19 protein-coding genes are annotated in these 24,331 nt (G+C 66.6%); 12 read left to right on the plus strand and 7 right to left on the minus strand.

All coding sequences use genetic code 11. The features are described from left to right. Window positions 1–4: 4 nt before the first annotated feature. The 4 genes from ASF79_RS03780 to ASF79_RS03795 are packed head-to-tail and all read right to left on the minus strand — an operon-like array spanning window position 5 to window position 4,950. Entirely contained in the window at window positions 5–706 is a 702-nt protein-coding gene (locus ASF79_RS03780; protein WP_156366150.1) for a phosphohydrolase, read from the minus strand. Then, window positions 699–2,669, minus strand: coding sequence for a VWA domain-containing protein (locus tag ASF79_RS03785; RefSeq protein ID WP_055852028.1), 1,971 nt, complete (start codon window positions 2,667–2,669; stop codon window positions 699–701). The genes ASF79_RS03780 and ASF79_RS03785 overlap by 8 nt, the downstream gene beginning before the upstream one ends. Continuing rightward, the gene (locus ASF79_RS03790) at window positions 2,666–3,379 is read right to left on the minus strand and encodes a hypothetical protein (RefSeq protein ID WP_055852031.1); all 714 of its coding nucleotides are present in this window, start codon (window positions 3,377–3,379) and stop codon (window positions 2,666–2,668) included. The genes ASF79_RS03785 and ASF79_RS03790 overlap by 4 nt, the downstream gene beginning before the upstream one ends. After that, window positions 3,376–4,950 (minus strand): AAA family ATPase, encoded by a 1,575-nt coding sequence (locus ASF79_RS03795; protein WP_055852034.1) that lies wholly within the window; start codon window positions 4,948–4,950, stop codon window positions 3,376–3,378. The genes ASF79_RS03790 and ASF79_RS03795 overlap by 4 nt, the downstream gene beginning before the upstream one ends. Window positions 4,951–5,102: 152 nt before the next feature. Here ASF79_RS03795 and ASF79_RS17650 point away from each other — a divergent pair, with 152 nt between their 5' ends. Genes ASF79_RS17650 through ASF79_RS03810 form a run of 3 tightly spaced genes read left to right on the plus strand, consistent with a single transcriptional unit; the run spans window position 5,103 to window position 10,566 of the window. Then, complete coding sequence (locus tag ASF79_RS17650; RefSeq protein WP_055852035.1) at window positions 5,103–8,669, plus strand: efflux RND transporter permease subunit; 3,567 nt, start codon at window positions 5,103–5,105, stop codon at window positions 8,667–8,669. After that, the gene (locus tag ASF79_RS03805) at window positions 8,666–9,880 is read left to right on the plus strand and encodes a sensor histidine kinase (protein ID WP_055852039.1); all 1,215 of its coding nucleotides are present in this window, start codon (window positions 8,666–8,668) and stop codon (window positions 9,878–9,880) included. Before ASF79_RS17650 ends, ASF79_RS03805 begins: the two co-directional genes overlap by 4 nt. Beyond that, a complete protein-coding gene (locus ASF79_RS03810; RefSeq protein WP_055852041.1) occupies window positions 9,877–10,566 on the plus strand; it encodes a response regulator in 690 nt (229 codons plus the stop codon). Before ASF79_RS03805 ends, ASF79_RS03810 begins: the two co-directional genes overlap by 4 nt. A gap of 28 nt (window positions 10,567–10,594) precedes the next feature. On the opposite strand, the gene ASF79_RS03815 is transcribed toward ASF79_RS03810, so the two are convergent. Further along, window positions 10,595–10,957 (minus strand): hypothetical protein, encoded by a 363-nt coding sequence (locus ASF79_RS03815; protein ID WP_055775279.1) that lies wholly within the window; start codon window positions 10,955–10,957, stop codon window positions 10,595–10,597. A gap of 130 nt (window positions 10,958–11,087) precedes the next feature. Then, window positions 11,088–12,659, minus strand: coding sequence for an amino acid permease (locus ASF79_RS03820; protein ID WP_055775276.1), 1,572 nt, complete (start codon window positions 12,657–12,659; stop codon window positions 11,088–11,090). Between the two features lie 246 nt (window positions 12,660–12,905). Here ASF79_RS03820 and ASF79_RS03825 point away from each other — a divergent pair, with 246 nt between their 5' ends. The 5 genes from ASF79_RS03825 to ASF79_RS03845 are packed head-to-tail and all read left to right on the plus strand — an operon-like array spanning window position 12,906 to window position 17,946. Beyond that, window positions 12,906–14,273 (plus strand): glutamine synthetase family protein, encoded by a 1,368-nt coding sequence (locus ASF79_RS03825; RefSeq protein ID WP_055852044.1) that lies wholly within the window; start codon window positions 12,906–12,908, stop codon window positions 14,271–14,273. Then, a complete protein-coding gene (locus ASF79_RS03830) occupies window positions 14,260–15,012 on the plus strand; it encodes a gamma-glutamyl-gamma-aminobutyrate hydrolase family protein (RefSeq protein ID WP_082495664.1) in 753 nt (250 codons plus the stop codon). Before ASF79_RS03825 ends, ASF79_RS03830 begins: the two co-directional genes overlap by 14 nt. Next, the gene (locus ASF79_RS03835) at window positions 15,009–16,376 is read left to right on the plus strand and encodes an aldehyde dehydrogenase family protein (RefSeq protein ID WP_055852049.1); all 1,368 of its coding nucleotides are present in this window, start codon (window positions 15,009–15,011) and stop codon (window positions 16,374–16,376) included. The genes ASF79_RS03830 and ASF79_RS03835 overlap by 4 nt, the downstream gene beginning before the upstream one ends. Beyond that, on the plus strand, window positions 16,373–17,164 hold the full coding sequence (locus ASF79_RS03840; RefSeq protein WP_200920079.1) for a 3-oxoacyl-ACP reductase: 792 nt from the start codon (window positions 16,373–16,375) through the stop codon (window positions 17,162–17,164). Before ASF79_RS03835 ends, ASF79_RS03840 begins: the two co-directional genes overlap by 4 nt. 14 nt (window positions 17,165–17,178) lie before the next feature. After that, the gene (locus tag ASF79_RS03845; RefSeq protein WP_055852051.1) at window positions 17,179–17,946 is read left to right on the plus strand and encodes a FadR/GntR family transcriptional regulator; all 768 of its coding nucleotides are present in this window, start codon (window positions 17,179–17,181) and stop codon (window positions 17,944–17,946) included. A gap of 3 nt (window positions 17,947–17,949) precedes the next feature. Here ASF79_RS03845 and ASF79_RS03850 read toward each other — a convergent pair whose 3' ends face one another. Beyond that, window positions 17,950–18,144 carry a hypothetical protein gene (locus tag ASF79_RS03850; RefSeq protein ID WP_055852054.1) on the minus strand — a complete coding sequence of 65 codons (195 nt, stop codon included), beginning with the start codon at window positions 18,142–18,144 and terminating at the stop codon, window positions 17,950–17,952. Between the two features lie 194 nt (window positions 18,145–18,338). On the opposite strand from ASF79_RS03850, the gene otsA reads away from it, so the two are divergent. From otsA to ASF79_RS03870, 4 genes are all read left to right on the plus strand, one after another. Further along, window positions 18,339–19,871 (plus strand): alpha,alpha-trehalose-phosphate synthase (UDP-forming), encoded by a 1,533-nt coding sequence (otsA, locus tag ASF79_RS03855; protein WP_055775257.1) that lies wholly within the window; start codon window positions 18,339–18,341, stop codon window positions 19,869–19,871. Continuing rightward, window positions 19,868–20,704 carry a trehalose-phosphatase gene (gene otsB, locus ASF79_RS03860; protein ID WP_055853115.1) on the plus strand — a complete coding sequence of 279 codons (837 nt, stop codon included), beginning with the start codon at window positions 19,868–19,870 and terminating at the stop codon, window positions 20,702–20,704. The genes otsA and otsB overlap by 4 nt, the downstream gene beginning before the upstream one ends. A gap of 19 nt (window positions 20,705–20,723) precedes the next feature. Next, a complete protein-coding gene (ilvD, locus tag ASF79_RS03865) occupies window positions 20,724–22,418 on the plus strand; it encodes a dihydroxy-acid dehydratase (protein ID WP_055852057.1) in 1,695 nt (564 codons plus the stop codon). A gap of 81 nt (window positions 22,419–22,499) precedes the next feature. Continuing rightward, complete coding sequence (locus ASF79_RS03870; RefSeq protein WP_055852060.1) at window positions 22,500–24,329, plus strand: acetolactate synthase large subunit; 1,830 nt, start codon at window positions 22,500–22,502, stop codon at window positions 24,327–24,329. Window positions 24,330–24,331: the final 2 nt, after the last annotated feature.

Genomic DNA, 24,331 nt, shown 5'->3' on the forward strand with positions numbered 1-24,331 from the left:
TCGCTCATTCGTGCGTGTATCGGGCGGCGGCCTCGCGGGCGCGTGCCTCCTGGAGTGTGCGTGTGACCTCGAGGCGGTGCGCATGTTCCGCGGCGGCTGCGGCCAGTGCGCTGTTTCGCTGCAGCGAGTCCCTCATGACCAGCAGGGAGCTCGCCGTGTCGCGATCCTCCCCTCCGGGCAGCTGCCCCGACCAGAAGAGAAACGTGCGCGCGGCCTCGTCGCGTCGCTCGGCATCGCTGATCCACTCGGCGGGGTCGACGACGGACGCGAGCCGGAAGGCCATGGCGGCCAGGACCCGTGCCGCGTGGCCGCGCGCCAAGGGGGGATCGAGAGCTCCGAGCTCTTCGTCACCGGCCCACAGCCACAGCGCCATCGCAGCTCCGCGCCGCGCAGCCGACGAGCCCGTCGAGGTCACCTCGTCGAGAACGGACACGACCTCGGTCAGTTCGGGCGTGCGACCGCGGTCGGAGCCGAGAACGTCACCGGCCAGGGCGACGACTCGCACCCGATCATCGAGAAAAGTCTTGGGCACGGCCCCGATCCTGCTCGCGACTGCATCGGCCGACGGCCCGGGCGCCAGCTGGGCCCAGACGGCGTCGATGTTCTCATTCCTGCTGAGCCAGCGCTGCAGGAGCGCCTCGGCCGAGGAAGGCTCGGGCGCGGGGGCCGGGCCAGATGTTCCCCGAGCCTTCGCGCGATCAGCCACGACGGCCTCCCGGGTCGAGGCGGCCGGATGCGCGGGGCTCGGCAAGGCGCCGGGCAAGCTGCGCGCAGGCCGCGGGTGCGTCGTCCATGGTGTCGATGTACTCCACGTCGTAGCCGGCCGCGGCGGCCGGGTCTGCCATCTGGTGGGTGCGGTCCTCGACGATCAGCGTGCCGCTGTCGAGCACGCGGCGCACGTCGAGGGCCGTCGTCGAGAACTGCTCCTGACCCGCGCCGAACATCGACCGCAGCCCATCGTCGGAGAGCACCACGACGTGCCGCCGCGCGACGGTGTCGCCAGCTCCACGGTCGCTTCGCGTATCGCGGTAGCGACTGCCGTAGACGTCGAGCGGAAAGGTCGTTCCGCCTCCGAAGTAGAAGGTGAGGTCTCGCAGAGCCTCAGCGCGGTCTCGGGTGAAGCGGTTGCCACCGGCCACCTGGCCTGGTCCGGCGAAGGAGGTCACCCGCACTCGCCCGCCGCCGCGCAGCACGCTCAGGATCAGGATCGTTCCGGCGAGCACGGCTGGAGATCCGACGCGCGGCGCCCGCATCGAGCCGGACGAATCGATGTAAATGTCGAGCCGCACACTCTCTCGCTGGTCCGGAGGCGCGTCGGGAAGCACCGCCCGCAGCCGGGTGGTGACGCCCGGAACGACGGTGGGGTTCAGAGAGAGCGTCGCCGCCCAGTCGAGTGACGCGATGTCGTCGTCGATGTTCCACTGCTCGAGGGCGCCAGGGATGGTCTGATCGACGGAGCGCGGGCGCGACGAGGGTTGGGTCATCGGTTTCACCCACCGTCTCGCCTCGGTGATGTACCAGGCTGCGATCACCTCGTTCGCGTCGGCCGCCGCGTAGAGTTCGAGCGTTTCAGCGACGCCGTAGCCCTGGCCCAGCGCGTCACCGCGTGATTCATGGTCGGCCGGCTGCATGCCATGCTCCGCCGCCGACGTGGCCATCGTGCCCGCTTCGCGAGCCTTGGTGACCGCCGGATGCTCAGGGGTCTCGCGCAGCCGCGGGTCGCCGAGCACCTCTTCGAGCTCGGCCGCCGTAGGAGGAGCGCTGCCCGCCTGACCCGCGCATCCACCGTCGACCGCGTGTCGGTTATGACTCGACGGCCCAGTGGGGCTGGCAGCCGACGTGAGGTACGGGGCCATCAGCATGCCGAAGCGCAGCGCGCCGCTCACCGGATCGTCGCCGAAGGTTCTCACGGTGTCGGCAAGCAGGCCGGCGTCGAGCTCGGGATTGGTGACGACGAATTCGGCCCACTGCGCCTCGGCGGCGAGGCGTGCATCGACCGCGGCGGCCGCGACGACGGCCTTGGCCCGCTGCTCCTCGTTGGCGGTCGCCTGAGGAGTGGTCGGCGTCGCTCGCTTCGTCGGTTTCACGGGACGCGGCGGAGGCGAGAGGGGGCACAGAAACCCCGCGGGCTTGCTCCACAGAATCTCGTAGGAGCGCAGCACGACCCACCACAGCTGGTCGGTCGGAGGCGTCGCCGACAGGACGCCCCACATGCGGATCATCTCGGGATCGGCCCCGGGCACACCGTCGCGCTGCCGCTGCATGGCGGCGACACGGGTGTTGATCAGCATGTCCGACCAGAGATTCGACAGCATCTGTGCCTTCGCGTCCGGCTCGGGAATGAGGTCGCGGCCGGTCGCGGCTATGGCTCGAGCCATCTGCTGTGCGATCGCGAAGGAGGCGACTCGGGTGCTGGGCGAGAGCACGTGATGGCCGATCTCGTGCGCGAAGATCGATTCGTAGAAGCCGCCGACCCCGTTCCGATCGGCCTCGCTCGGGTCGACGACCACCTGAGGGGGGAACGAGAACCAGGCGAAAGACGGCATGCGCGCTCCGGGTTGCAACACGGGGTCGTGCAGATGCACGCCCCAGAGTGCCTGAGCCGTCTCCCACGCCACCCGCTGCCGTTCGTCGAGAGGGTGCTCGCGGCTCGCGAACAGGGGTGTCACGCGGCCTGCCCCAGAACGAGCCAGGCGAGATACGACGTGTCGAAGACGGCGACGCGGGTGGGCCACGCCTCGGATGCCGCGGGCTCGGCGCGGGGCCGAGTTACGGGGTCGGGGCCGCCCTCGGCCCGGCTCAGCCTCGTGCCGAAAATATCGGCCTCGAGGCGCCAGACTTCGCCGTCGGCGAGGGTGATGAGAAAGTCGCCGTCGGATGACAGCCGCTCAGCGCTCGCCGGGGGAGCGGTCCAGGGCCCGCCGAGCCCTCGAAAGCCACCCACCCGGGCGACGACGACCTCTCCTGAGCCCCGCGCGGGCCATCCGAATGGGCTCTCGGCCTGGCATCGAACGAAATCCACCAGCTCGCCCGCCTGCAGGCCGAGGGCGCTCGCCAGCACCGAGGCCGTGACCGAGCCGCTCTCGAGCGCCTTGGTGAGCCGACCCAGCGCATCCTGCCTCAGGTCGAGCACACCCGAGCGCCATGCCGCCAGCGCGGCGAGGGCCAAGACGGTCTGTGTCGTCGGCTGTTGCGTCGATCCGCCTCGCTCGAGCTCGAGCGATGTGCCGAAGAAACGGGTGTACAGCTCGGGGTCTCCGCCCCACGACGCGACGTTGGCGCTCGCGAGCCGAGCATCGAGGCCCTCGACGGCGGGGAGCGGCGAGGCAGTCGTTCGGCCGAGGGTGTCGTTGACCGTGTGCCCCGGACGCCTGATCATCGTGGTCGGCTTTCGAGCCACTGCAGGTAGTTGCTGTAACGCTGGTGCAGATGCTTCAGCGCGACGAGGTCGTCGAAGTGCCGCCCGTAGAGCTTCTTCTGGCGCGAGATCACCTGGATCTGCGACTCGATCGCGGTCAGCCTGCGCGAGCCCTCAACCTGGCTGACGCCGTCGAGGCCCTGAGCGAAGGTAGCGAGCAGCTCGCCTACGGCATCGCTCTTGGCGAGTCCGAGCGACGCGAACTGCCGGCAGGACTGATCGAAGAGATCGGCGAGCCAGCTGATCGAATCGGTGGCGAGCTCGCGATCGGCGCCGGTCTCGAAGCGGGGGTGGAGTTCGTTCGGCAGCAGCTTGCCGCGAAGAGAGAAAGGAAGCACCGCCGCGACGTCGTCGAGGCCGACGGCCGGTACGCCCCGGAAGTAGGCCATCGCCTTCGCGTACGTGATGAGCGATTGCAAGGCGCGGGCCGAGAGGCTGTTCGTGGTCTGGGCGCCGATGTCGACCTGCAGATCGGCTCCCGTATTGCTGTCGATCACCTCGCCGACCTGGCCGCCGCCGGTCATCACCGTGTCTTTGGTGCGGTACTCGAAGCGTCGCCCACCGTGCTGCACGAACTCGAATTGGCTCGCGAAGAACTCGAGTTGTCGACGTACCGTGCGCGGAACGGGAACGGCCCGGATAGCCGCGGCCAGCGCCTGTTGCTCGGCCGGCGCGAAAACGAGTTCTGCGGGAACGTGCTCTTCGGGCTTCTCGCCCGCCTCGACCCGGGTGATCAGCTCATCGAAGAAGCGACTGTTGAAGCCGAGAGCGGCGACGGTCACGTCGACCCGGTCTTTGAGCGCCTGGATGACGGGGAAGGTTCCGCCTCCGGCATCATCATTGGCCGTGAAGAACCAGCTCTCGACACCCGACTCGGGTGCTGTTGAGAGCATCTGGTCGTAGCTCTCGACGTACCCCTCCGCCACCATCGTGAGGAGGGCCGACTGGGTCTTGGTGGGAATCCGGTTGTACTCGTCGATGATCTTGACCGGCCTGGTGAGCCAGCCTCGCCAGGCGATCTCGATCTCGGGCAGGCTGGCTGCGTTGACGAGGTCGCGCGGCAGCGGCATCCCGACGAGATCGCCGACCGTGAGCTGGGGCTGGCCCTGCTGCACACTCCGGCGCACCTCCTGCGGTGTGCCCCCGGCGATCACCCCCATCAGTACCGCAAGGGTCGTCTTGCCGCGACCGGGTCCGCCGACCAGAAGGCACTTGCCGCCCAGGGCGAATGTGAGCAGGGGCAGCAGAACGTTCGACGAATACGACTGGTCCGTCGGCAGGTGCAGCTCGGCGCCGGCGTCGCCCAGCGGAAAGCTGAGGGGTGCGTCGAAGGAGAACTCGATGTCGTAGAACGGCGAGATGACGGCCCTGTTGACCAGCCAGTAGTAGACCTGACGCAGCTTCTCGTCGAGCGCGACGTTCGGCTGCGACGTGTGCTCTCTGAACAGGTCTTCGGCAGTGAGGCCAGGGTGGGATGCCCCTGTGCCGGTTCGCGTGGGTGAGGCCGAGATCTTGTTCCAGCGATTGGGCATGATCTCAGTCTAGGAAAGGGGCGACGTCAGGAGTGGTACCAGGGGCCCATGTGCCCTGAGTAGATGTGGGTCTTTCTGAGGACGCTCCGGTGGATCGCGGACTGTCATGGTGTGGAGGTTCGTACCTCTGACGTCAGAAAGACCGCCTCCACATGATCCTGCTTACCCGCCTGAGCCTCGCCAACCGCGCGATCGTCGCTCTCCTCAGCCTGCTGATCGTCGGGGTCGGATTGTGGGCGACATCGACGATGAAGCAGGAGCTGCTGCCCGCCATCGAGCAGCCCACAGCCGTTGTGGTCGTCACCAAGGCGGGCGCCTCGCCCGCGACGCTCGACAAGCAGGTCATCGTTCCGCTCGCGCAGGCGCTGGAGGGGGTGAGCGGGGTCGACGATGTCACATCGACGACGTCCAACGGATCGGCCCAGGTTACGGTGACGTGGGCATTCGGAGGCGATGGCAGCAAGATCATCGCCGACGTTGATGCGGCCACCAAGACGGCGCTCACCTCCGCGCCGAGTGGCGTGACATCAACCGTCATCGATGGCAGCACCGGCGACATCCCCGTGCTCGCTCTCGGCCTGACCAGTGATGACAGCATCGAGACATTTGCGGAGCGCGTCGATTCGGTTCTCGTTCCCGCCATCAAGAAGGTGCCCGGCGTGCGCGGCGTCGAGGTGGCCGGCCGCACCCAGGAGCGCGTTCTGGTCACCCTCGATCCCGCGGCACTCGTCGCGTTCAAGATCGATCAGGCCACCGTCGGCGCTCTTCTCCGAACGGCGGGCACCGTCGTGCCGGCCGGCACCAGCGTGGAGGGTGAGCAATCGCTCGCGATCGAGGTTGGCCAGGAGAACGCGTCGCTCGCCGATATTGCGTCGATGCCCATTCCCGCGCTCGCGGGCCCCGTGCTGTTGTCGCAGGTGGCCGCGGTCGCGCTGGTTCCGGTCGATCAGAGCTCGCTCTCGCGCGTGGATGGCCGGCCCTCTATCGGACTGACCATAACGAAGACGTCGGATGCCAATGCCGTGCAGGTCTCGCACGCGGTGGCCGACGTCGTCGCGGCTCAGGTTGCCGACCTCGGAACGGCCAGCGCCAGCCACACGATCTTCGATCAGTCGACCATGGTCGAGAAGTCGATCCACGACCTGTCCGTCGAGGGCGGTCTCGGGTTGCTCTTCGCCATCCTCATCATTCTCGTCTTCCTGCTGTCGCCGCGGGCCACGATCATCACGGCGATCTCGATTCCCCTGTCTCTGCTCATCGCGATCATCGGTCTGCGCCTCGGCGGCTTGTCTCTCAATATCTTCACCCTGGCTGCCCTCACCGTCGCGGTGGGTCGCGTGGTCGACGATTCGATCGTCGTGATCGAGAACATCGTTCGGCGTCGAGGCGATGCGGGGCTCACTCCGGATGGCGTGCGCGCCTCGGTGGCGCAGGTTGCGGGCGCGGTTACGGCGTCGACGCTCACGACGGTGGCGGTGTTCCTGCCGGTCGCGTTCGTCGGCGGTATAGCGGGTGAACTGTTTCGTCCGTTCGCCGTGACCGTCGCGGTAGCGCTCCTCGCTTCGCTCATCGTGTCGCTCACCATCGTGCCGGTGCTCGCGTACTGGTTCTTGCGCAAACCGAATGCGTCCACGCAGGGTGTCGAGCGTGCGGCGCCCTCTCCGGTTGCCGAACACGTCGAAGCGACAACCCGGCTGCAGCGCGCATATCTGCCGGCGCTCGCCTTCGCTCTACGCCGCCCCGTATTGATGGTGGTCGTCGCTGTGCTGGTCTTCGGTGGCAGTCTCGTGGGCGCCGGCTCGCTCAAGACAGACCTGCTCGGTGGATTTTCGGACGCTCGCGCCGTGCAGGTGCAGCAGAAGATGCCTGTAACGGCGACTCTCGTCTCGGGCGACGCCGTGGCGGCCGGCCTCGAGAAGTCGATCTCGTCTGTGTCGGAGGTCGAGTCGTACCAGACGACCGTGGGCATGCAGGGCGCCCCGGTGCGGCTCGATCTCGTACTCACGGCGAACGCGGATCCCGGGGCGGCGATGCGGGCGATCCGCAAGGCTGTCGAGAATCTGCCCCGCGCTGAGGACATAACAGTCCAGGCGCAGGCGACTCAGACCACGAGTTCCACGATCAATGTGCTCGTGAAGGGAAACAACGAGGTCGATCTGGCGGCCGCGGCGACATCGATTTCCGAGCGCCTGGGCACGGTCGACAAGGTGAGTGCGGTGACCACCGATCTGGCGGGCGATCAGCCGCTGCTCAAGGTGGCCGTCGACCAGAATGCCGCAGCCGCTCAGGGCTTCACCACGGCCGAGGTCGGGGCGGCGATCGCAGCCGCCGTCGAGGGCGAACGACTGGGTGCGGTCAGTGTCGATGGTGTGACTCACGACCTCGTGCTCCGCTCTCAGCAGACCGACACGACCCCCGCTGCCATAGGCGCCCTCCCTCTGCCGGTTTCGGCTATCCAGCAGCAGCGTGCGCAGAAGACCGCCACAGACGCCGCCACTCAGGAGCAGGAGAACGCTGCCGCCGCCGCGCAGGCGGAAGCAAATCGACAGGCAGCCAATCAGGTGTCCGAACTCGTCGCATCCAGGACGAAGTCGGTTGCGGACTTGGCGGCCCTGCGTGGGCAACTGGCGAGCCTCATCGCCAACCCGCCGCCGGCAGATCCGGCGCCGGTGACAGCGGGTGAACTCGCCGCTGTTCCGTATGAGCAGCTCGTGGCTCAACTCAGCGCGGCTATCGACGGTGCCGCCTCCGGTATCGACGGTCTCGACGAGCAGATCAAGACCGCACGAAAGGCCATCGCCGATGGCCAGGTGCAGCAGGCCGAAACGGAGCGCCTGACGCAGCTTCAGCGCGACATCGAGAATGTGCGCGCGACGCCGCTCCTGGTGAGCGACCTCGCAGCGGTCGAGGTCGTCAACGCTCCCTCGACCATCACACGAAGCAATGGCGAGCGCGTCGTGACCGTCTCTGTCACGCCGAAGGCGGGAGATCTCGGGGGTGCGACTGCAGCGATCAACGCAGCCGTCGCTAAAGTCGACCTGCCCGATGGCGTGAGCCTCGACCAGGGCGGCGCAGCAGAGGATCAATCCGCGTCGTTCATGCAGCTCGGACTCGCCATGGTGATCGCGCTTGCTCTGGTCTACATCGTGCTGGTCGCAACATTCCGTTCGCTGCTGCAGCCCCTACTGCTGCTTGTATCGGTTCCCCTCGCGGCGACGGGCGCCATCGTCGGTCTGCTCGTCACGGGAACACCCATGGGTATTCCGGCTCTGATCGGCATGCTGATGCTCATCGGAATCGTGGTGACGAATGCCATCGTGCTCATCGACCTCATCAACGAATACCGGCGGGAGGGTGCAAGCATCGACGATTCGGTGACGCATGGATCGCGACTTCGGCTGCGCCCGATCATCATGACGGCGTGCGCCACGGTGTTCGCGTTGCTACCGATGGCTCTCGGGCTCACAGGCGGTGGCGCTTTCATCTCGAAGTCTCTCGCCATCGTGGTGATCGGCGGACTCCTGTCTTCGACAGTGCTGACTCTGCTCGTCGTTCCAGCGATCTACGTTCTGCAGCACCGCGGGGTGGAGCGCCGGAAAGCCAGACGCGAGAGAAAGTCGGAGAGGGCCGGCACAGGAGACGCCACCCTTCTGGCCGGTGACGCCCTGACAGTGCAGGCGGCGGCGGGCGAAGATGACCATGGGAGACTGACGACATGACCGTGCCGGCGAGCGTGACCCACGGCCTCGCCTCGTTCGCCCATCAGGGCAGGCGACGGCCGCGCACGGTCGACGTGCTGATCGCCTTGAGCTGGGTGCTGCTGAGTTGCTTCAGCGTGGCAGCGATCCCGGGCACGGAGGCGGTCGCTCCCGGGGTCAGCGTGCTGCTGGTCGCAGCGGGGCTGGTCTTCTTTCGCCGAAGCCGACCCGTCCTGTCGTTCGCAATCAGTTTTGTCGCGACCCTCCCGCTGGCCTTCTTCGACCCGACACTGGGCACCCTCGCGGTCGCATACTCCGTGTTCGCCATCGCCCTGTACGACGCTCCTCGCCGGGCGTGGCAGTGCGCGTCGCTCTCGGCGGGTGTCCTTCTCGCTGCAGCTCTTCTCTCTCCCCTCGGTGTCCTGCCCGCCAACAATAGGGCGCTCGGCGATGGCATCGCAGGCGTGGTGGCCTACGTGGTCACCGGGTTTCTCATCCTCCTCGTCGCTCTGCTCTGGGGTCAGAACTCGGGGTCGAGAAAGCGCTACATCGACGGGCTCGTCGAGCGTGCCCGTCATCTCGAGCGCGAGCACGATCAGCAGGTGCAACTCGCTGCGCTCGCCGAGCGGTCGCGCATCGCGAGAGACGTTCACGACATCGTCGCGCATTCCCTCTCGGTGATCGTGCGCCTGGGCGACGGCGCCAGCGCCGTGCTCGAACAGGAGCCGCGCCGAGCGCGGGAGGCGATCGACCAGGTGGGCGGCGTGGCGCGTTCGGCGCTGGGCGAGATGCGGCGGGTGATCAGTGTTCTCGAATCATCGCCGCAGAGCACCTCGCTGTCTGCCGGTGCGAGCTACGAAGATCTGGAGCGCTTGGTCGAGGTCTATCGCGGTGTCGGTGTACCCGTGAGCCTCACGGTGCGCGGAGATACACCCTCGCAATCGGGCGTGCAGATGACGGTGTTCCGCGTCGTGCAGGAGGCCCTGACCAACGTCTTGCGCCACACGGACAGCCCGTCGTTGGCCTCCGTCATGGTGGACACGGAGGGCGACCTCGTGGTGACCGTACGAAACGACGGACGGATCCGCGACACGCCTCTGAGCGACTCGGTCGGTCGGGGGCTGGTGGGTATGCGTGAGCGTGCCGCCCTCTACGGCGGCACCGTCACGGCGGGCCCAGACGACGAGGGGTTCTGGCTCGTCAGACTCGTTCTGCCCGGTGCAGGAGCATGAGTCTCATCAGGGTACTCATCGCCGACGACCAGGCACTGATTCGCAAGGGTCTCGCGATGGTGCTGGGCGCGACCGACGACATCGAGGTGGTCGGAGAGGCCAGCGACGGTCTCGAGGCCGTGTCGCTTGCGGCGACGACGGTTCCCGATGTGGTCCTCATGGATGTGCAGATGCCCCGGATGGACGGAATCGACGCGACGCGCAGAATCACCTCGGCAGGGCCTGCCAGCCGCGTCATCGTACTCACGACGTTCGATGTCGATGCGTACGCCTTCGGCGGGTTGGATGCCGGCGCGAGCGGGTTCCTACTGAAGGACTCGTCGAGCGAGGACATCCTCGCCGCGGTGCGTGCGGTGGCGGCCGGCGACGCTGTGCTCTCACCTCGAATCACCGCCGAACTCGTCCGGCGCTATGAGGCGCTCAGCGCTCCAATCGATGACACGACCACGCGCATCGGAGGCGAGGCCCGTCGCCTCGCGCTCGATCGCATGAGGGCGCTGACAGGTCGGGAGCGTGACATCTTCGACGCCGTCGTGCGCGGACTCTCGAACGCCGAGATCGCTCAGGAACTCTGGTTGTCAGAGTCGACCGTGAAGACCCACGTCGGCCGTGTCTTGCAGAAGCTGGAACTGCGCGATCGGGTACAGGCTGTCGTCTTCGCGTTTCGCAACGAGGTTGCGCTGTAGCTCGTAGCTCGTAGTCGGAAGGCTCGAGCTACGCTGCGCGGACCGGTCCGACCAGGGTCGTGGTGCGGGGCGCCGCGTCGGTGACGGCCTTGGCCAGCTCGGCGGGAACATCGACGGTGTTGATCGGGGCGAGGGGAGTGCGGGACACGGGGGTCTCGGCGGCACGGAAGACTCCGTGGCTCGTCAGAGTCGAGACGATGTCGCGGGCTACCGACGCGGCGAGCACGGTGTGGAAGATGTCGTCGGTGTCGGTCGAACTGCGCCGCGTGATGGCGAACGAGCCGTACGGTCCGAAGTTCTCCATGAGGGTCTGGTTCACCAGCTCGGAGAGGCGCTGCTGGTTCGCCTCGTCTTGCCGTTCTGCCTTTGCGCGTCGTCGCCATCCGAGCATTTGTCACACCTTCCACCACGGTCGTAAGAGCAGTGTGCGCCGTGCCGCTTCGGATGGCCTGCAGACACGCCGCGATCCCGCCCAATAGGCGGGATCGCGGGTGATTCTCGGGCGTGTCGAAGTCGCTCGGCTACGCCTTCGGCCCACCGGTCGGGTCGAGGTCGTCCGTTCGGATCTCCTCGGCGACGGCGCCCCCGTAGCCGTCCTTCTCCGGGTCACCGTGAAGGCCACCCGAGAGCGCGTATTCCTCTTCGGGCGACAGCACGAGCTGCTTGCGTCCCCAGACCGCGAATCCGACGAGGATCAGCGCGTAGACGATCACGATCGCGATGATCGCCGGCTGGAATGTGACGTTGAGAAGGAACCCGAGGAAGATGAGGGCCGAAATGACGCCAGCGATCACCGCGCCCGGGATGCCCCACGGGCTCACATAGGGACGCTTAGCGTTGGGGAACTTCTTGCGCAGGATCACGAAGGAGATCATCTGCAGCAGGTAGGCCACGACGGCGCCCCAGACCGCGATATTCAGGATGATCGCGCCGGCGACGGCGCCCGCGCCCTCCTCGTCGACCTTCGAGAGGATGTCGAGCACGATGAGTGCGACGAAGCCGATCACGGCACCCACGGTGAGGGCGACCCACGGCGTCTGTCGTTTTCCGGTGAGCGAGAAGAACTTCGGGTAGTAGCCGGCGCGGGAGAGGGAGTACATGTTGCGTCCGTAGGCGAACATGATGCCCTGCAGCGAGGCGAGCAGACCGATCAGGGCGAAGAGCGCCAGCGCGGCCGCGGCCTGATCGCCGACGATGGCGCGGAAGCCGTCGAGCAGGGGCTCCGCCGAGACGCCCATCTTCTCTGCTCCGATGACGCCGGTGTTGAGGAACAGGATGAGCAGTCCGGTGACGATCAGCGTTCCGCGCGCCCAGAATCCTGCCTTGGGGATGTCACGCACCGGGTTGTGTGCCTCCTCCGCCGCGAGCGGGAGCTCCTCGATGCCGAGGAAGAACCACATGGCGAAGGGGAGTGCGAAGAGGATCGGCACGACGCCGTGCGGGAGGAACGACGACTGGCCCGGGTCGGGCTCGATGTTGAAGAGGCTGTCCCAGCTGAAGAGACCGGAGAATGCGGCCATGGCCGAGAAGACGAGCAGGATCGCGATGGAGATGATGGAGACGACGATGGCGAACTTGAACGAGATGGCGGCTCCGGCCGAGTTCAATGCGATGAAGACCACGTAGAGCACCAGCCACCAGATCCACATGTTGTCAGAGAGGTCGAAGTTCAGAAGCTCGGTCGTGATGCTGTTCGCGTACTGTGCCGAGAAGAAGACGATCACGCCGGTCGTCGCGACGTACTCGATCGTTTCGGCGAGGCCGGTGACGAGTCCGCCCCAGGGGCCCATGGCCGATCGCGCGAACGAATACGCGCCTCCGGTGTGGGGCATGGCCGCGGCCATCTCGCCGATCGAGAAGATCATGCCGTAGTACATGACGATGAGCAGCGCGAAGGCGATGAGCATGCCGCCGAAGCCGGCGAAGTCGATGCCGAAATTCCAGCCGGAGAAGTCGCCCGAGATGACCGCCGCGACGGCGAGCCCCCACAGCCCCCAGATACCGGCCGACCTCTTGAGCGTGCGTTTCTCGAAGTACCCGTCTGCAGCCTTGCTGTAGGTGACGCCGGAACGGCGGGTCTTGCTGTCAGTCACGTGGATCCTCCGGTAGCTCGTTGTCTCGGCAGTGCACAGCGGAACGCCATCGGCTCCCTCGCACGAATTGACCACACACTAGCGTTCTATTGGTTGGTTGGCACCACCTTTGTGTGTAAATTGCGTGTTACGAGTGCCCGACAGAATGCCGACTGAGCCGCCGATGTCGTGTGGTGTAATGGTCGGGTCGACGGGGTTCTGCAGCGCGGGGCCTACCCGCGGCGACCATCGACGAAGGAGTACACCGTGGCATCCACAGGAGGAAATCTCACGCTCGACGCCCTGACCGCTCAGGTCGCGGCCGGCGAGATCGACACCGTGATCGTCGCGTTCACCGACATGCAGGGCAGGCTCGTGGGCAAACGTCTCTCGGCCCGGCTGTTCGTCGAGGACGCCGCGTCGCACGGAGCCGAGTGCTGCAATTATCTGCTCGCGGTCGACGTCGAGATGAACACCGTCGACGGCTACGACATGTCGAGCTGGGAGCACGGCTACGGCGACATGGCGATGATGCCCGACATGTCCACACTGCGCTCGATCCCCTGGCTCCCCGGTACCGCCATGGTCACCGCAGATCTGCACTGGCTCGACGAGACGCCTGTCGAGCCGTCTCCCCGACAGATCCTCGCTGCCCAGATGAAGCGGCTCGCAGATCGAGGTCTCGAGGCCAAGGTCGCCACAGAACTCGAGTTCATCGTGTTCGACGACAGCTACCGCTCGGCATGGGCGAAGGGGTACCGGCAGCTGACGCCGGCCAGCGACTACAACATCGACTACGCGCTGCTCGCCTCCACCCGCATGGAGCCTCTTCTCCGAGACATCAGAGTCTCGATGGACGGCGCGGGCATGTACTGCGAAGGCGTCAAGGGCGAGTGCAACCTTGGCCAGCAGGAGATCGGCTTCCGCTACGACGACGCGATGGTCACGTGCGACAACCACTCGATCTACAAGAACGGGGCGAAGGAGATCGCCGACAAGCACGGCAAGTCGCTCACGTTCATGGCCAAGTTCAACGAGCGCGAGGGCAACTCGTGCCACGTGCACATCAGCCTCAGAGGAACCGACGGCACCGCCGTCTTCAGTGACCCGGATGCCGAACACGGCATGTCCACGATGTTCCGTCACTTCATGGCCGGCCAGCTCAAGACCCTGCGCGAATTGACGCTGTTCTTCGCGCCCAACATCAACTCCTACAAGCGCTACGTCGACGGTTCGTTCGCCCCGACCGCCGTGGCGTGGGGCCTCGACAACCGCACCTGCGCTCTGCGAGTGGTGGGCAAGGGCCTCGGAATGCGTGTCGAGAACCGCGTTCCCGGAGGAGATGTGAACCAGTACCTGGCCACGGCTGCGCTCATCGCGGGCGGCCTCTACGGCATCGAGAACGAACTCGAGCTCGAGGACGCCACCGTGGGCAACGCCTACACATCCGGTGCGCCGCGGGTTCCCACGAACCTGCGCGACGCCGCAGAGCTGTTCGCGTCGAGCGAGATCGCACGCCAGGCGTTCGGCGACGAGGTCGTCGACCACTACGTCAACAACGCCCGCATCGAGCTCAAGGCATTCGACTCCGCCGTCACCGACTGGGAGAGGATCCGCGGCTTTGAGCGCCTCTGAGCAGTTGCCCGTGATAGGGCTCACCACCTACCTCGAGCGCGCGAAGACCGGGGTCTGGGATGTGCCCGCCTCGTTTCTGCCGAAGGTCTACTTCGACGCGGTCGAGAAGGCAGGCGGCATCGCGGTGCTGCTTCCGCCGCAGGCCGTCAGCGACGCGATCGCCGACCGCTTGCTCGACTCGCTCGATGGACTGATCCTCACCGGAGGAAAGGACATCGAGCCGTCCCGCTACGGTCAGGAGGCGCATCCGGAGACCGACGAGCCGCGGCCCGATCGCGATGCGTGGGAGGACACGCTTCTGCGTCGCGCGATCGAGCGCGAGATTCCGTTCCTCGGAATCTGTCGTGGCGCCCAGATGCTGAACGTCGCGCGCGGGGGGACGCTGCATCAGCACCTGCCCGACGTCGTCGGTGACCGTCGCTACCAGGCGGGCGAGGGCGTCTTCAATCACGTCGAGGTCAGCGTCGAGCAGGATTCGCGCCTGGCGGGCCTCCTCTCGGACACGATCGATGTTCCCGTCTACCACCACCAGGCGATCGACACGCTTGGCGACGGACTCGTCGTGACCGCGCGCACCCCCGACGGCACGATCGAGGCCGTCGAACTCGACTCGGTTCCGTTCGGCGTCGCCGTGCAGTGGCACCCCGAGGAGTCGCGCGAAGACATCCGACTGTTCGCGGGCCTCGTCGAGGCCGCGAGTAAGTACCGAGCACAGGAACAGGACAGCCCGAACGCATGAGCAGCTACACCGTGATCAACCCCGCGACCGAAGAGGTCGTCACCGACGTCGAGCTCTTCGACGTCGCGGGCACCGACGACGCCATCGCGCGGGCTGCGGATGCGCAGAAGACGTGGGCGCGCCGGGCTCCGGCCGAGCGGGCGCAGACCCTGCGCGATTTCGCGGCGGCCGTCGACGCGAACGTCGAGGCCCTCGCCCAGCTGGAGACCCTCAACTCCGGCCATCCGATCGGCCAGGCCCGCTGGGAGGCGGGACACGTGCGCGATGTGCTCACCTACTACTCGGCCGCGCCGGAGCGGCTGTTCGGCAAGCAGATCCCCGTTGCGGGCGGGCTCGACGTGACGTTCCACGAACCGCTCGGAGTCGTCGGAGTCATCACCCCCTGGAACTTTCCGATGACCATCGCCGCGTGGGGTTTCGCGCCCGCGCTCGCGGCCGGCAATGCCGTGGTGCTGAAGCCCGCCGAGTGGACACCGCTCACCTCGGTGCGGCTCGCGGAGATCGGGCGCGAGGCCGGGTTGCCCGACGGGCTCTTCCAGGTGCTTCCCGGCCACGGCTCGGTGGTCGGCGAGCGCTTCGTCACGAACCAGACCGTGCGCAAGGTGGTCTTCACCGGGTCGACCGCGGTCGGCAAGAAGATCATGGCGGGCAGCGCCGATCAGGTGAAGCGCGTGACGCTCGAGCTCGGTGGCAAGAGTGCCAATATCGTGTTCGCCGACTCCGACCTCGAGAAGGCCGCCGCGTCGGCGCCGGCGGGTGTATTCGACAACGCGGGTCAGGACTGCTGCGCACGGAGCCGGATCCTCGTCGAGCGCAGCGTCTACGACCGCTTCATGGAACTGCTCGAGCCCGCCGTGGCCAAGGTCGCCGTCGGAGACCCGCGCGACGAGTCCACCGAGATGGGCCCACTCGTGTCGGCGAAGCATCACGCGTCGGTGAGCGCGTACATTCCCGACGACAGCCAGGTGGCCTTCCGGGGATCGGCGCCCACCGGGCCCGGCTACTGGTTCCCTCCCACCGTTCTCACGCCCGGCCGTAACGACCGCACGGCGACCGAGGAGATCTTCGGCCCGGTCGTCACGGTGCTTCCGTTCGACGGCGAGGCAGACGCGGTCTCGCTCGCGAACGCCACGGAGTACGGCCTGTCTGGAAGCATCTGGACCCGCGACGTCGGCCGCGCCCTGCGCGTCTCACGCGCCGTCGAAGCGGGCAACCTCTCGGTGAACTCGCACTCCTCGGTTCGCTACACGACGCCCTTCGGTGGTTTCAAGCAGTCCGGCCTCGGCCGTGAGCTCGGCCCCGACGCACCCCTCAGTTTCACCGATACAAAGAACGTCTTCATCGCCGTAGAGGAGCTCTCATGACCGACCTGCCCACCATCGACCTCACGAAGCGGCTCGCCGGCAAGGTGGCGGTGATCACCGGGGGCGCCAGCGGAATCGGCTTCGCCACGGCACGCCGTTTCGCCGCCGAGGGTGCCACCGTCGTCATAGGCGACATGGATGCCGCATCGGGCGAGCGTGCGGCCGAGGCCGTCGGCGGCCTCTTCGTGCAGGTGAACGTCACCGACGAGGCCCAGGTCGACAACCTGTTCAAGGTCGCATTCGACACCTACGGATCCGTCGATGTGGCCTTCAACAACGCCGGGATCTCGCCTCCCGACGACGACTCCATCGAGACCACCGAGCTTCCCGCCTGGGAGAAGGTGCAAGACGTGAATCTCAAGTCGGTGTACCTCTGCTCGAGGGCCGCACTGCGCTACATGGTTCCACAGAAGCGCGGGTCGATCATCAACACGGCATCGTTCGTCGCCGTCATGGGCTCGGCGACCTCGCAGATCTCGTACACGGCGTCGAAGGGCGGCGTTCTCGCCATGTCGCGTGAGCTGGGCGTGCAATTCGCCCGTCAGGGTATCCGGGTCAACGCCCTCTGCCCGGGCCCGGTGAACACGCCGCTGCTGCAGGAGCTGTTCGCGAAAGACCCGGCTCGGGCCCAGCGCCGACTTGTGCACATTCCGCTCGGTCGCTTCGCCGAGCCGGAGGAGCTGGCCGCCTCGGTCGCCTTCCTCGCCAGCGACGACTCCTCGTTCATCACGGGCTCGACCTTCCTCGTCGACGGGGGAATCAGCTCCGCCTACGTGACGCCCGAGTAGCGGGCGGCGACGCGATGACCGACTCCGCGAGCGGGCCGCATCCGGATGCCGCGGGCCTGGCCGGCGACGCTCTGTTGCGTCGGGTGCGCACCGGCAATGCCTTCGAAGACACCGTCTCGAGGCTGCTGCAGACCATCCGGCTCGGGGTGGTCTCGCCGGGGGAGGCCCTTCCGAGCGAGCGCGATCTCGCGCTGCGCTTCGGGGTGAGCCGAGACACCGTGCGCGATGCGATCAAGGCGCTCGCGGATGCCGGCTTCCTCGTCTCCCGACGCGGGCGCTACGGCGGAACGTTCGTGAGCGACCGGGTTCCGCTCGTCGGCCTGAGCAGCGTGCTCGACGACACGGCGTCGCAGCCGGAGCAGGTGTCGTCGGAGGATCTCGACGACGTGCTCGGTCTGCGCGGCATCCTCGAGGTGGGCGCTGCGCGGGAGGCCGCCGATCGAGCGCTGACCAAGGCACAGCGCGAGCTGCTGTGGACCAGCCTGCGTGAGACTGCCGATGCCGCGGTCGACGACTATCGGCGCTTGGACTCGCGTCTGCATCTCGCGATCGGCGAGCTGGTCGGCGTTCCGTCGCTGATGGCGCTGCTCGCCGACAACCGGATGCGCGTCAACGAGTTCCTCGACCACATCCCGCTGCTCGAGCGCAACATCGCGCACTCGAACGAGCAGCACGAGCAGATCGTGCTCGCGATCCTCACCGGTGACGCCGAGAAAGCGGCCGCCGCGATGCACGAACACCTCGAGGGCTCGGAGGCCCTGCTGCGCGGGTTCCTCGCCTGAGTACTACTTCGCGTCGAGCTCGCGCGCGTCGTCGTCTGCCTGCATGACGCTGCCGACGGCGAGGGCGACGGTGATGCCCCAGCTCACCCACATGAGAACGAGGCGCCAGTCGCGCGGCCCCTGCCTGGTGGTCTGCAGCACGGACCAAGCGCCGACGACGGCACCGATCACACTCGAGTTGAAGATGAATTTGCGCATACGAGCCTCCGGGGTCAGGTCTTCAGGCTAGCCGCTCTGTCGGTGCGTCGGCTCGGGGTATCGGATGCGCGGCGTCGTCTTGTATAGCGCATCGCTCGGCAACCCGATGGGCGAACGCGGGCGGCTGGTAGCCTGATCACTGGTCTACACGGTCGATGCCTTCGTCGGCCGCAAACGAGGAGTTCACCATTTCCATGGACGAGGCCGCATCGCGGCCGAACACCCCTGTCGGTACCTACGATCTCGTCGTCGTCTCCAACAGGCTCCCTGTCGACAAGGTGACCCGCCCAGACGGCAGCGTCGAATGGCGCACCTCGCCCGGCGGCCTCGTGACCGCGCTCGAGCCGGTCATGAAGCGGGCCGACGGCGCCTGGGTCGGGTGGGCCGGCGTCGCCGACGACGAGTCCGAGCCCTTCGAGCACGACGACATCTCGATCGTTCCCGTCACCCTCAGCGCTGCCGACATCGAGGAGTACTACGAGGGATTCTCGAACGACACCCTGTGGCCGCTCTATCACGACGTGATCGCGCCGCCCACGTACCACCGCGAGTGGTGGGAGTCGTACGTGCGTGTCAACCAGCGCTTCGCCGAGAAGGCCGCGTCGGTCACGGCGACCGACGGCACGGTGTGGGTGCAGGACTATCAGCTTCAGCTCGTGCCGAAGATGCTGCGAGAGCTGCGCCCCGACCTCACCATCGGCTTCTTCAACCACATTCCGTTTCCTGCATACGGCATCTTCTCGCAGTTGCCGTGGCGGGCTCAGATCATCGAGGGGCTCCTCGGGGCCGACCTCATCGGGTTCCAGCGCGCCGCTGACGCGGGCAACTTCACGCGTGCCGTACGTCGGCTGCTCAGCTTCACGACCAAGGGCACGGCGATCGATGTGCCGATCGACGAGCAGATCTCCGAGGCGATCGAGCCGGCCCGAGTCTCGACGTCGAGGAGGGGCAGCCTGGTACGCACCGTGCACGCGCGGCACTTCCCCATCTCGATCGATACAGAGAGCTTCGAAGACCTCGCTCGTCGTCCTGACATCCAGGCCAGGGCGAAGGAGATCCGCGCCGGTCTCGGAAACCCCAAGGTCGTCATGCTGGGCGTCGACAGGCTCGACTACACGAAGGGCATCGGCCACCGGCTCAAGGCGTTCGGCGAACTCCTCGCCGATGGCACGGTTGCGGTCGAAGACGTGACGCTCGTGCAGGTCGCGAGTCCGAGTCGCGAACGCGTCGCCGCCTATCAGCAGTTGCGCGACGAGGTCGAACTCACCGTCGGGCGCATCAACGGCGACTACTCGAGCATCAGCCACACCGCGATCAGCTACCTTCACCAGGGGTACCCGCGAGAAGAGATGGTCGCGCTGTACCTCGCCAGCGACGTGATGCTCGTCACCGCCCTGCGCGACGGCATGAATCTCGTGGCCAAAGAATATGTCGCCAGCCGAATCGACGACGACGGCGTCCTCGTTCTCAGCGAGTTCGCCGGCGCTGCCGACGAACTGAAAAGCGCGCTCCTGGTCAATCCCCACGACATCGACGGGCTCAAGGAGTCGATCCTCGAGGCGATTCACATGAACAAGGGCGAACGCACGAAGCGGATGCGCGCGCTGCGCAAGCGGGTGCGCGACTACGACGTCTCACGCTGGTCGACGGCCTTTCTGTCGACTTTGACCGATCCGAGCGGCACGCCTTCGTATGTCGCGACCAAATGGGGAGCATCCGACCGATGAGCACTCCGTCGACCGCGGCCGACCGCGTCGCCGAGACCGGCATCCAGCCCGACGAGACCGATGAACTGATCGTGCGACTGCGTGAACTCGCCCGCACCGAACGGCTGCTCGTCGCGCTCGACTTCGATGGCACCCTCGCCCCCGAGGTCGACGTTCCGAGCCACGCGCGCGCGCTGCCCGAGGCGAGGCGAGCGGTGCTCGACCTGCTGAAGCTCGATTCGACCCGCGTCGCCCTCATCTCCGGTCGAGCCATGGAGAGTCTCGAGCAGGTGAGCGATCTTCCCGACGATGTGCTGCTCGTCGGCTCGCACGGGGTGGAGATCCGGCTCGACAGCCCCACGCGGCTCACGCTCGACACGCAGGAACTCGCGCAGGTCGACGTACTCAGCGAGGTGCTCGAAGAGGTGGCAGACCGCGTCGACGATGTGTGGATCGAGTCGAAGCCGGCAGGTTTCGCCCTGCACACCCGGCTCGCATCAGAAGAGGGCAGCAGGCAGGCCCACCTCATGGCATTGGCCGAGACGAAGTCGGAGATCGAGGGTCTCACCGTGCGCGAGGGCAAGAACGTGCTCGAGTTCTCGATCCGGTCGACGACCAAGGGCGAGGCGTTGCTGCACCTCAAGGAGTACACGAAGGCCACCGCCGTTCTCTACGCGGGCGACGACGTGACCGACGAAGACGCGTTCGCAGTGCTGCGCAGCGGTGACTTCGGTCTGAAGAGCGGGTCGGGAAAGACGATCGCGGAGTTCCGCGTGAGTGACGAGGCCGAGGTCGCCCAGGTGCTCGCTCTGCTCGGCCAATTCCGAGCCGAGGCGCACATCTCTGCTATCTGAGTGGTTCTAAACTCGTAACATGCCCGAAATAGACATGAAGCCGCGCAGTCGCGTCGTCACCGATGGAATCGAAGCAACCACCTCGCGCGGAATGCTTCGAGCTGTCGGCATGGGAGATGCCGACTGGGAGAAGCCACAGATCGGCATCGCGAGCTCGTGGAACGAGATCACGCCCTGCAATCTGTCGCTCGACCGTCTCGCCCAGGGCGCCAAAGAGGGAGTGCACTCCGGCGGCGGCTACCCGCTTCAGTTCGGCACCATCTCCGTCTCCGACGGCATCTCGATGGGCCACGAAGGCATGCACTTCTCGCTCGTCTCGCGTGAGGTCATCGCCGACAGCGTCGAGGTCGTCATGCAGGCCGAGCGTCTCGACGGCTCGGTTCTTCTGGCCGGATGCGACAAGTCTCTGCCCGGCATGCTCATGGCCGCTGCCCGGCTCGACCTGGCGAGCGTCTTCCTCTACGCGGGCTCGATCGCACCGGGGTGGGTCAAGCTCTCCGACGGCACCGAGAAGGACATCACGATCATCGACTCGTTCGAGGCTGTCGGCGGAGTGAAGGCCGGCACCATGAGCGAGGCCGACGCGAAGCGCATCGAGTGCGCGTTCGCGCCCGGCGAGGGCGCCTGCGGTGGCATGTACACGGCCAACACCATGGCCAGCGTCGCCGAGGCCCTCGGCATGAGCCTGCCGGGCTCCGCATCTCCCGCTTCGGCCGACCGCCGTCGCGACTACTACGCGCACCGCAGCGGCGAGGCCGTCGTCAACATGCTGCGCCTCGGCATCACCACCCGCGACATCCTGACCAAGCCCGCGTTCGAGAACGCCATCGCCGTGGCGATGGCGCTCGGGGGCTCGACCAACGTCATCCTGCACCTTCTCGCGATCGCCTACGAGGCCGAGGTCGACCTCACGATCGACGACTTCAACCGCATCGGCGACACTATTCCGCACCTCGCCGACATGAAGCCGTTCGGCCGCTACGTCATGAACGACATGGACCGCCACGGTGGCCTGCCGGTGCTGATGAAGGCTCTGCTCGACGCCGGTCTGCTGCACGGAGACGTGCTCACGGTCACGGGCAAGACGCTGGCCGAGAACCTGGCCGAGCTCGACATCCCCGGGCTCGACGGCAAGGTGCTCCGCACGCTCGACAACCCGATCCACCCCACGGGTGGCCTCACGGTTCTCAAGGGGTCCCTGGCTCCTGAGGGTGCGGTCGTCAAGACGGCCGGATTCGACGCCGCGGTCTTCGAGGGGCCTGCGAAGGTCTTCGAGCGCGAGCGCGCCGCGATGGACGCCCTGACCGAGGGATTGATCGAGCACGGCGACGTCGTGGTGATCCGCTACGAGGGCCCGAAGGGCGGCCCCGGAATGCGTGAGATGCTCGCCATCACGGCCGCCATCAAGGGAGCCGGCCTCGGAAAAGATGTACTACTATTGACCGACGGCAGATTCTCAGGCGGCACAACCGGACTGTGTATCGGCCACATAGCACCCGAAGCGGTGGACGCAGGTCCTATCGCCTTCGTGCGCGATGGTGATCTAATACGGGTCGATATCGCCGCTCGCTCCCTCGAGTTACTCGTCGAGGCCGATGAGCTTGCAGCCCGCCGAGACGGCTGGGCCCCTCTTCCCCCGCGCTATACCCGTGGCGTTCTGGCAAAGTACTCCAAGCTCGTGAAGTCGGCAGCGACCGGCGCCATCACGGGGTAGTACCGCGCTCCACCCTCATCACCGTTCGTCTGCTCAGTGCACAGGCGACAAGCTGTGCAGGCACCAAGCTAGGAAAACAACATGCCCGTGGATCCATCTCCCGTGCCAAGCTCTCCGGCGTTCCCCAGGCCGGCCTCCTCGTCCGCCGGAGCGAACACCCCTGACATCCTGACGGGCTCGGGAGCGATCCTGCGCTCGCTCGAGCACCTCGGGGTCAAAGACGTCTTCGGACTTCCCGGCGGCGCGATCATCCCCTTCTACGACGAGCTCATGGCGTCGACGACGATCAGGCACATCCTCGTTCGACACGAGCAGGGCGCCGGTCACGCGGCCGAAGGCTACGCCTCGTCGACGAACAAGGTGGGCGTCGCCATCGCGACGTCGGGCCCCGGGGCCACCAACCTGGTGACGGCCATCGCAGATGCCTACATGGATTCGGTTCCCGTGCTCATCATCACCGGTCAGGTCTTCTCGACCCTGATGGGCACCGACGCCTTCCAAGAGGTCGACATCGTGGGAATCACGATGCCGATCACCAAGCACTCCTTCCTGGTCACCAAGCCGGAGGACGTTCCCGCGACCCTCGCTGCCGCGTACCACATCGCATCCACAGGCCGGCCCGGCCCCGTGCTCGTCGACATCACGAAAGACGCCCAGCAGAAGTCGGCACCGTTCGTGTGGAACCCGAAGGTCGACCTCGCGGGCTACCGCCCGGTCACCAAGGCGCACGGCAAGCAGATCCAGGCCGCGGCGCAGCTCATCCTCGAGGCGAAGAAGCCGGTGTTCTACGTCGGCGGCGGAGTCATCCGGGCCCAGGCATCGCCTGAGCTCGCCGTGCTCGCCGAGACGACAGGAACGCCTGTCGTCACCACGCTGATGGCGCGCGGCGCTTTCCCCGACTCGCACGAGCAGAACCTCGGCATGCCGGGCATGCACGGAACGGTTCCCGCCGTTCTCGCCCTGCAGGAGAGCGACCTCATCGTCGCACTCGGAGCCCGCTTCGATGACAGGGTCACGGGCAAGGTGAGCGAGTTCGCTCCCAATGCCAAGATCGTGCACGTCGACGTCGACCCCGCGGAGATCGGCAAGATCCGTGCGGCAGACGTTCCCATCGTCGGAGACGCGAAAGACGTGATCGCCGATCTCACCAAGGCGTTCGTGGCAACGGCTGCGGCCACAGAGACGAAACCAGACATCGCCGACTGGTGGGAGTATCTGCGCGGTCTGCAGGTCGAGTTCCCGCTCGGCTACGCCGAGCCCACCGACGGCCTGCTCTCGCCTCAATACGTGATCAAGCGCATCGGCGAGCTGTCCGGTCCCGAGGCGATCTACGCATCCGGCGTCGGCCAGCACCAGATGTGGTCGGCGCAGTTCATCAAGTACGAGCGACCGAACTCCTGGCTCAACTCCGGTGGTGCCGGCACCATGGGCTACTCGGTTCCCGCCGCCATGGGCGCAAAGGTCGCGGAGCCCGATCGCCTCGTCTGGGCGATCGACGGCGACGGATGCTTCCAGATGACCAATCAGGAACTCGCGACCTGCACCATCAACAACATCCCGATCAAGGTCGCGATCATCAACAACTCGTCACTCGGCATGGTGCGGCAGTGGCAGAGCCTGTTCTACGACGGACGGCATTCGTTCACCGACCTCAACACCGGTCACGGCACGGCGATGGTGCCCGACTTCGTGAAGCTCGCCGATGCGTACGGCGCTCTCGGCATCAGGGTCACCAAGGTCGAGGAGATCGACGCGGCGATCAAGCTCGCGATCGAGACCAACGACCGACCGGTGGTGATCGACTTCATCGTGAGCCGAGACGCCATGGTCTGGCCGATGGTTCCGCAGGGGGTCAGCAACTCGATGATCGAACACGCACAGCAGATCGCCCCAGAGTGGGATGAGGAGTAGAC

This window comes from Agreia sp. Leaf335 (assembly GCF_001423605.1).
Lineage (GTDB): Bacteria > Actinomycetota > Actinomycetes > Actinomycetales > Microbacteriaceae > Agreia.

Excerpts from the sequence above, each read along its gene's own strand:
- ASF79_RS03790 (WP_055852031.1), bottom strand. The coding sequence starts at position 3,379 with ATGATCAGGCGTCCGGGGCACACGGTCAACGACACCCTCGGCCGAACG.
- ASF79_RS03795 (WP_055852034.1), bottom strand. The coding sequence starts at position 4,950 with ATGCCCAATCGCTGGAACAAGATCTCGGCCTCACCCACGCGAACCGGC.
- ASF79_RS17650 (WP_055852035.1), top strand. The coding sequence starts at position 5,103 with ATGATCCTGCTTACCCGCCTGAGCCTCGCCAACCGCGCGATCGTCGCT.
- ASF79_RS03805 (WP_055852039.1), top strand. The coding sequence starts at position 8,666 with ATGACCGTGCCGGCGAGCGTGACCCACGGCCTCGCCTCGTTCGCCCAT.
- ASF79_RS03810 (WP_055852041.1), top strand. The coding sequence starts at position 9,877 with ATGAGTCTCATCAGGGTACTCATCGCCGACGACCAGGCACTGATTCGC.
- ASF79_RS03815 (WP_055775279.1), bottom strand. The coding sequence starts at position 10,957 with ATGCTCGGATGGCGACGACGCGCAAAGGCAGAACGGCAAGACGAGGCG.
- ASF79_RS03835 (WP_055852049.1), top strand. The coding sequence starts at position 15,009 with ATGAGCAGCTACACCGTGATCAACCCCGCGACCGAAGAGGTCGTCACC.
- ASF79_RS03840 (WP_200920079.1), top strand. The coding sequence starts at position 16,373 with ATGACCGACCTGCCCACCATCGACCTCACGAAGCGGCTCGCCGGCAAG.
- ASF79_RS03845 (WP_055852051.1), top strand. The coding sequence starts at position 17,179 with ATGACCGACTCCGCGAGCGGGCCGCATCCGGATGCCGCGGGCCTGGCC.
- ASF79_RS03850 (WP_055852054.1), bottom strand. The coding sequence starts at position 18,144 with ATGCGCAAATTCATCTTCAACTCGAGTGTGATCGGTGCCGTCGTCGGC.
- otsA (WP_055775257.1), top strand. The coding sequence starts at position 18,339 with ATGGACGAGGCCGCATCGCGGCCGAACACCCCTGTCGGTACCTACGAT.
- otsB (WP_055853115.1), top strand. The coding sequence starts at position 19,868 with ATGAGCACTCCGTCGACCGCGGCCGACCGCGTCGCCGAGACCGGCATC.
- ilvD (WP_055852057.1), top strand. The coding sequence starts at position 20,724 with ATGCCCGAAATAGACATGAAGCCGCGCAGTCGCGTCGTCACCGATGGA.
- ASF79_RS03870 (WP_055852060.1), top strand. The coding sequence starts at position 22,500 with ATGCCCGTGGATCCATCTCCCGTGCCAAGCTCTCCGGCGTTCCCCAGG.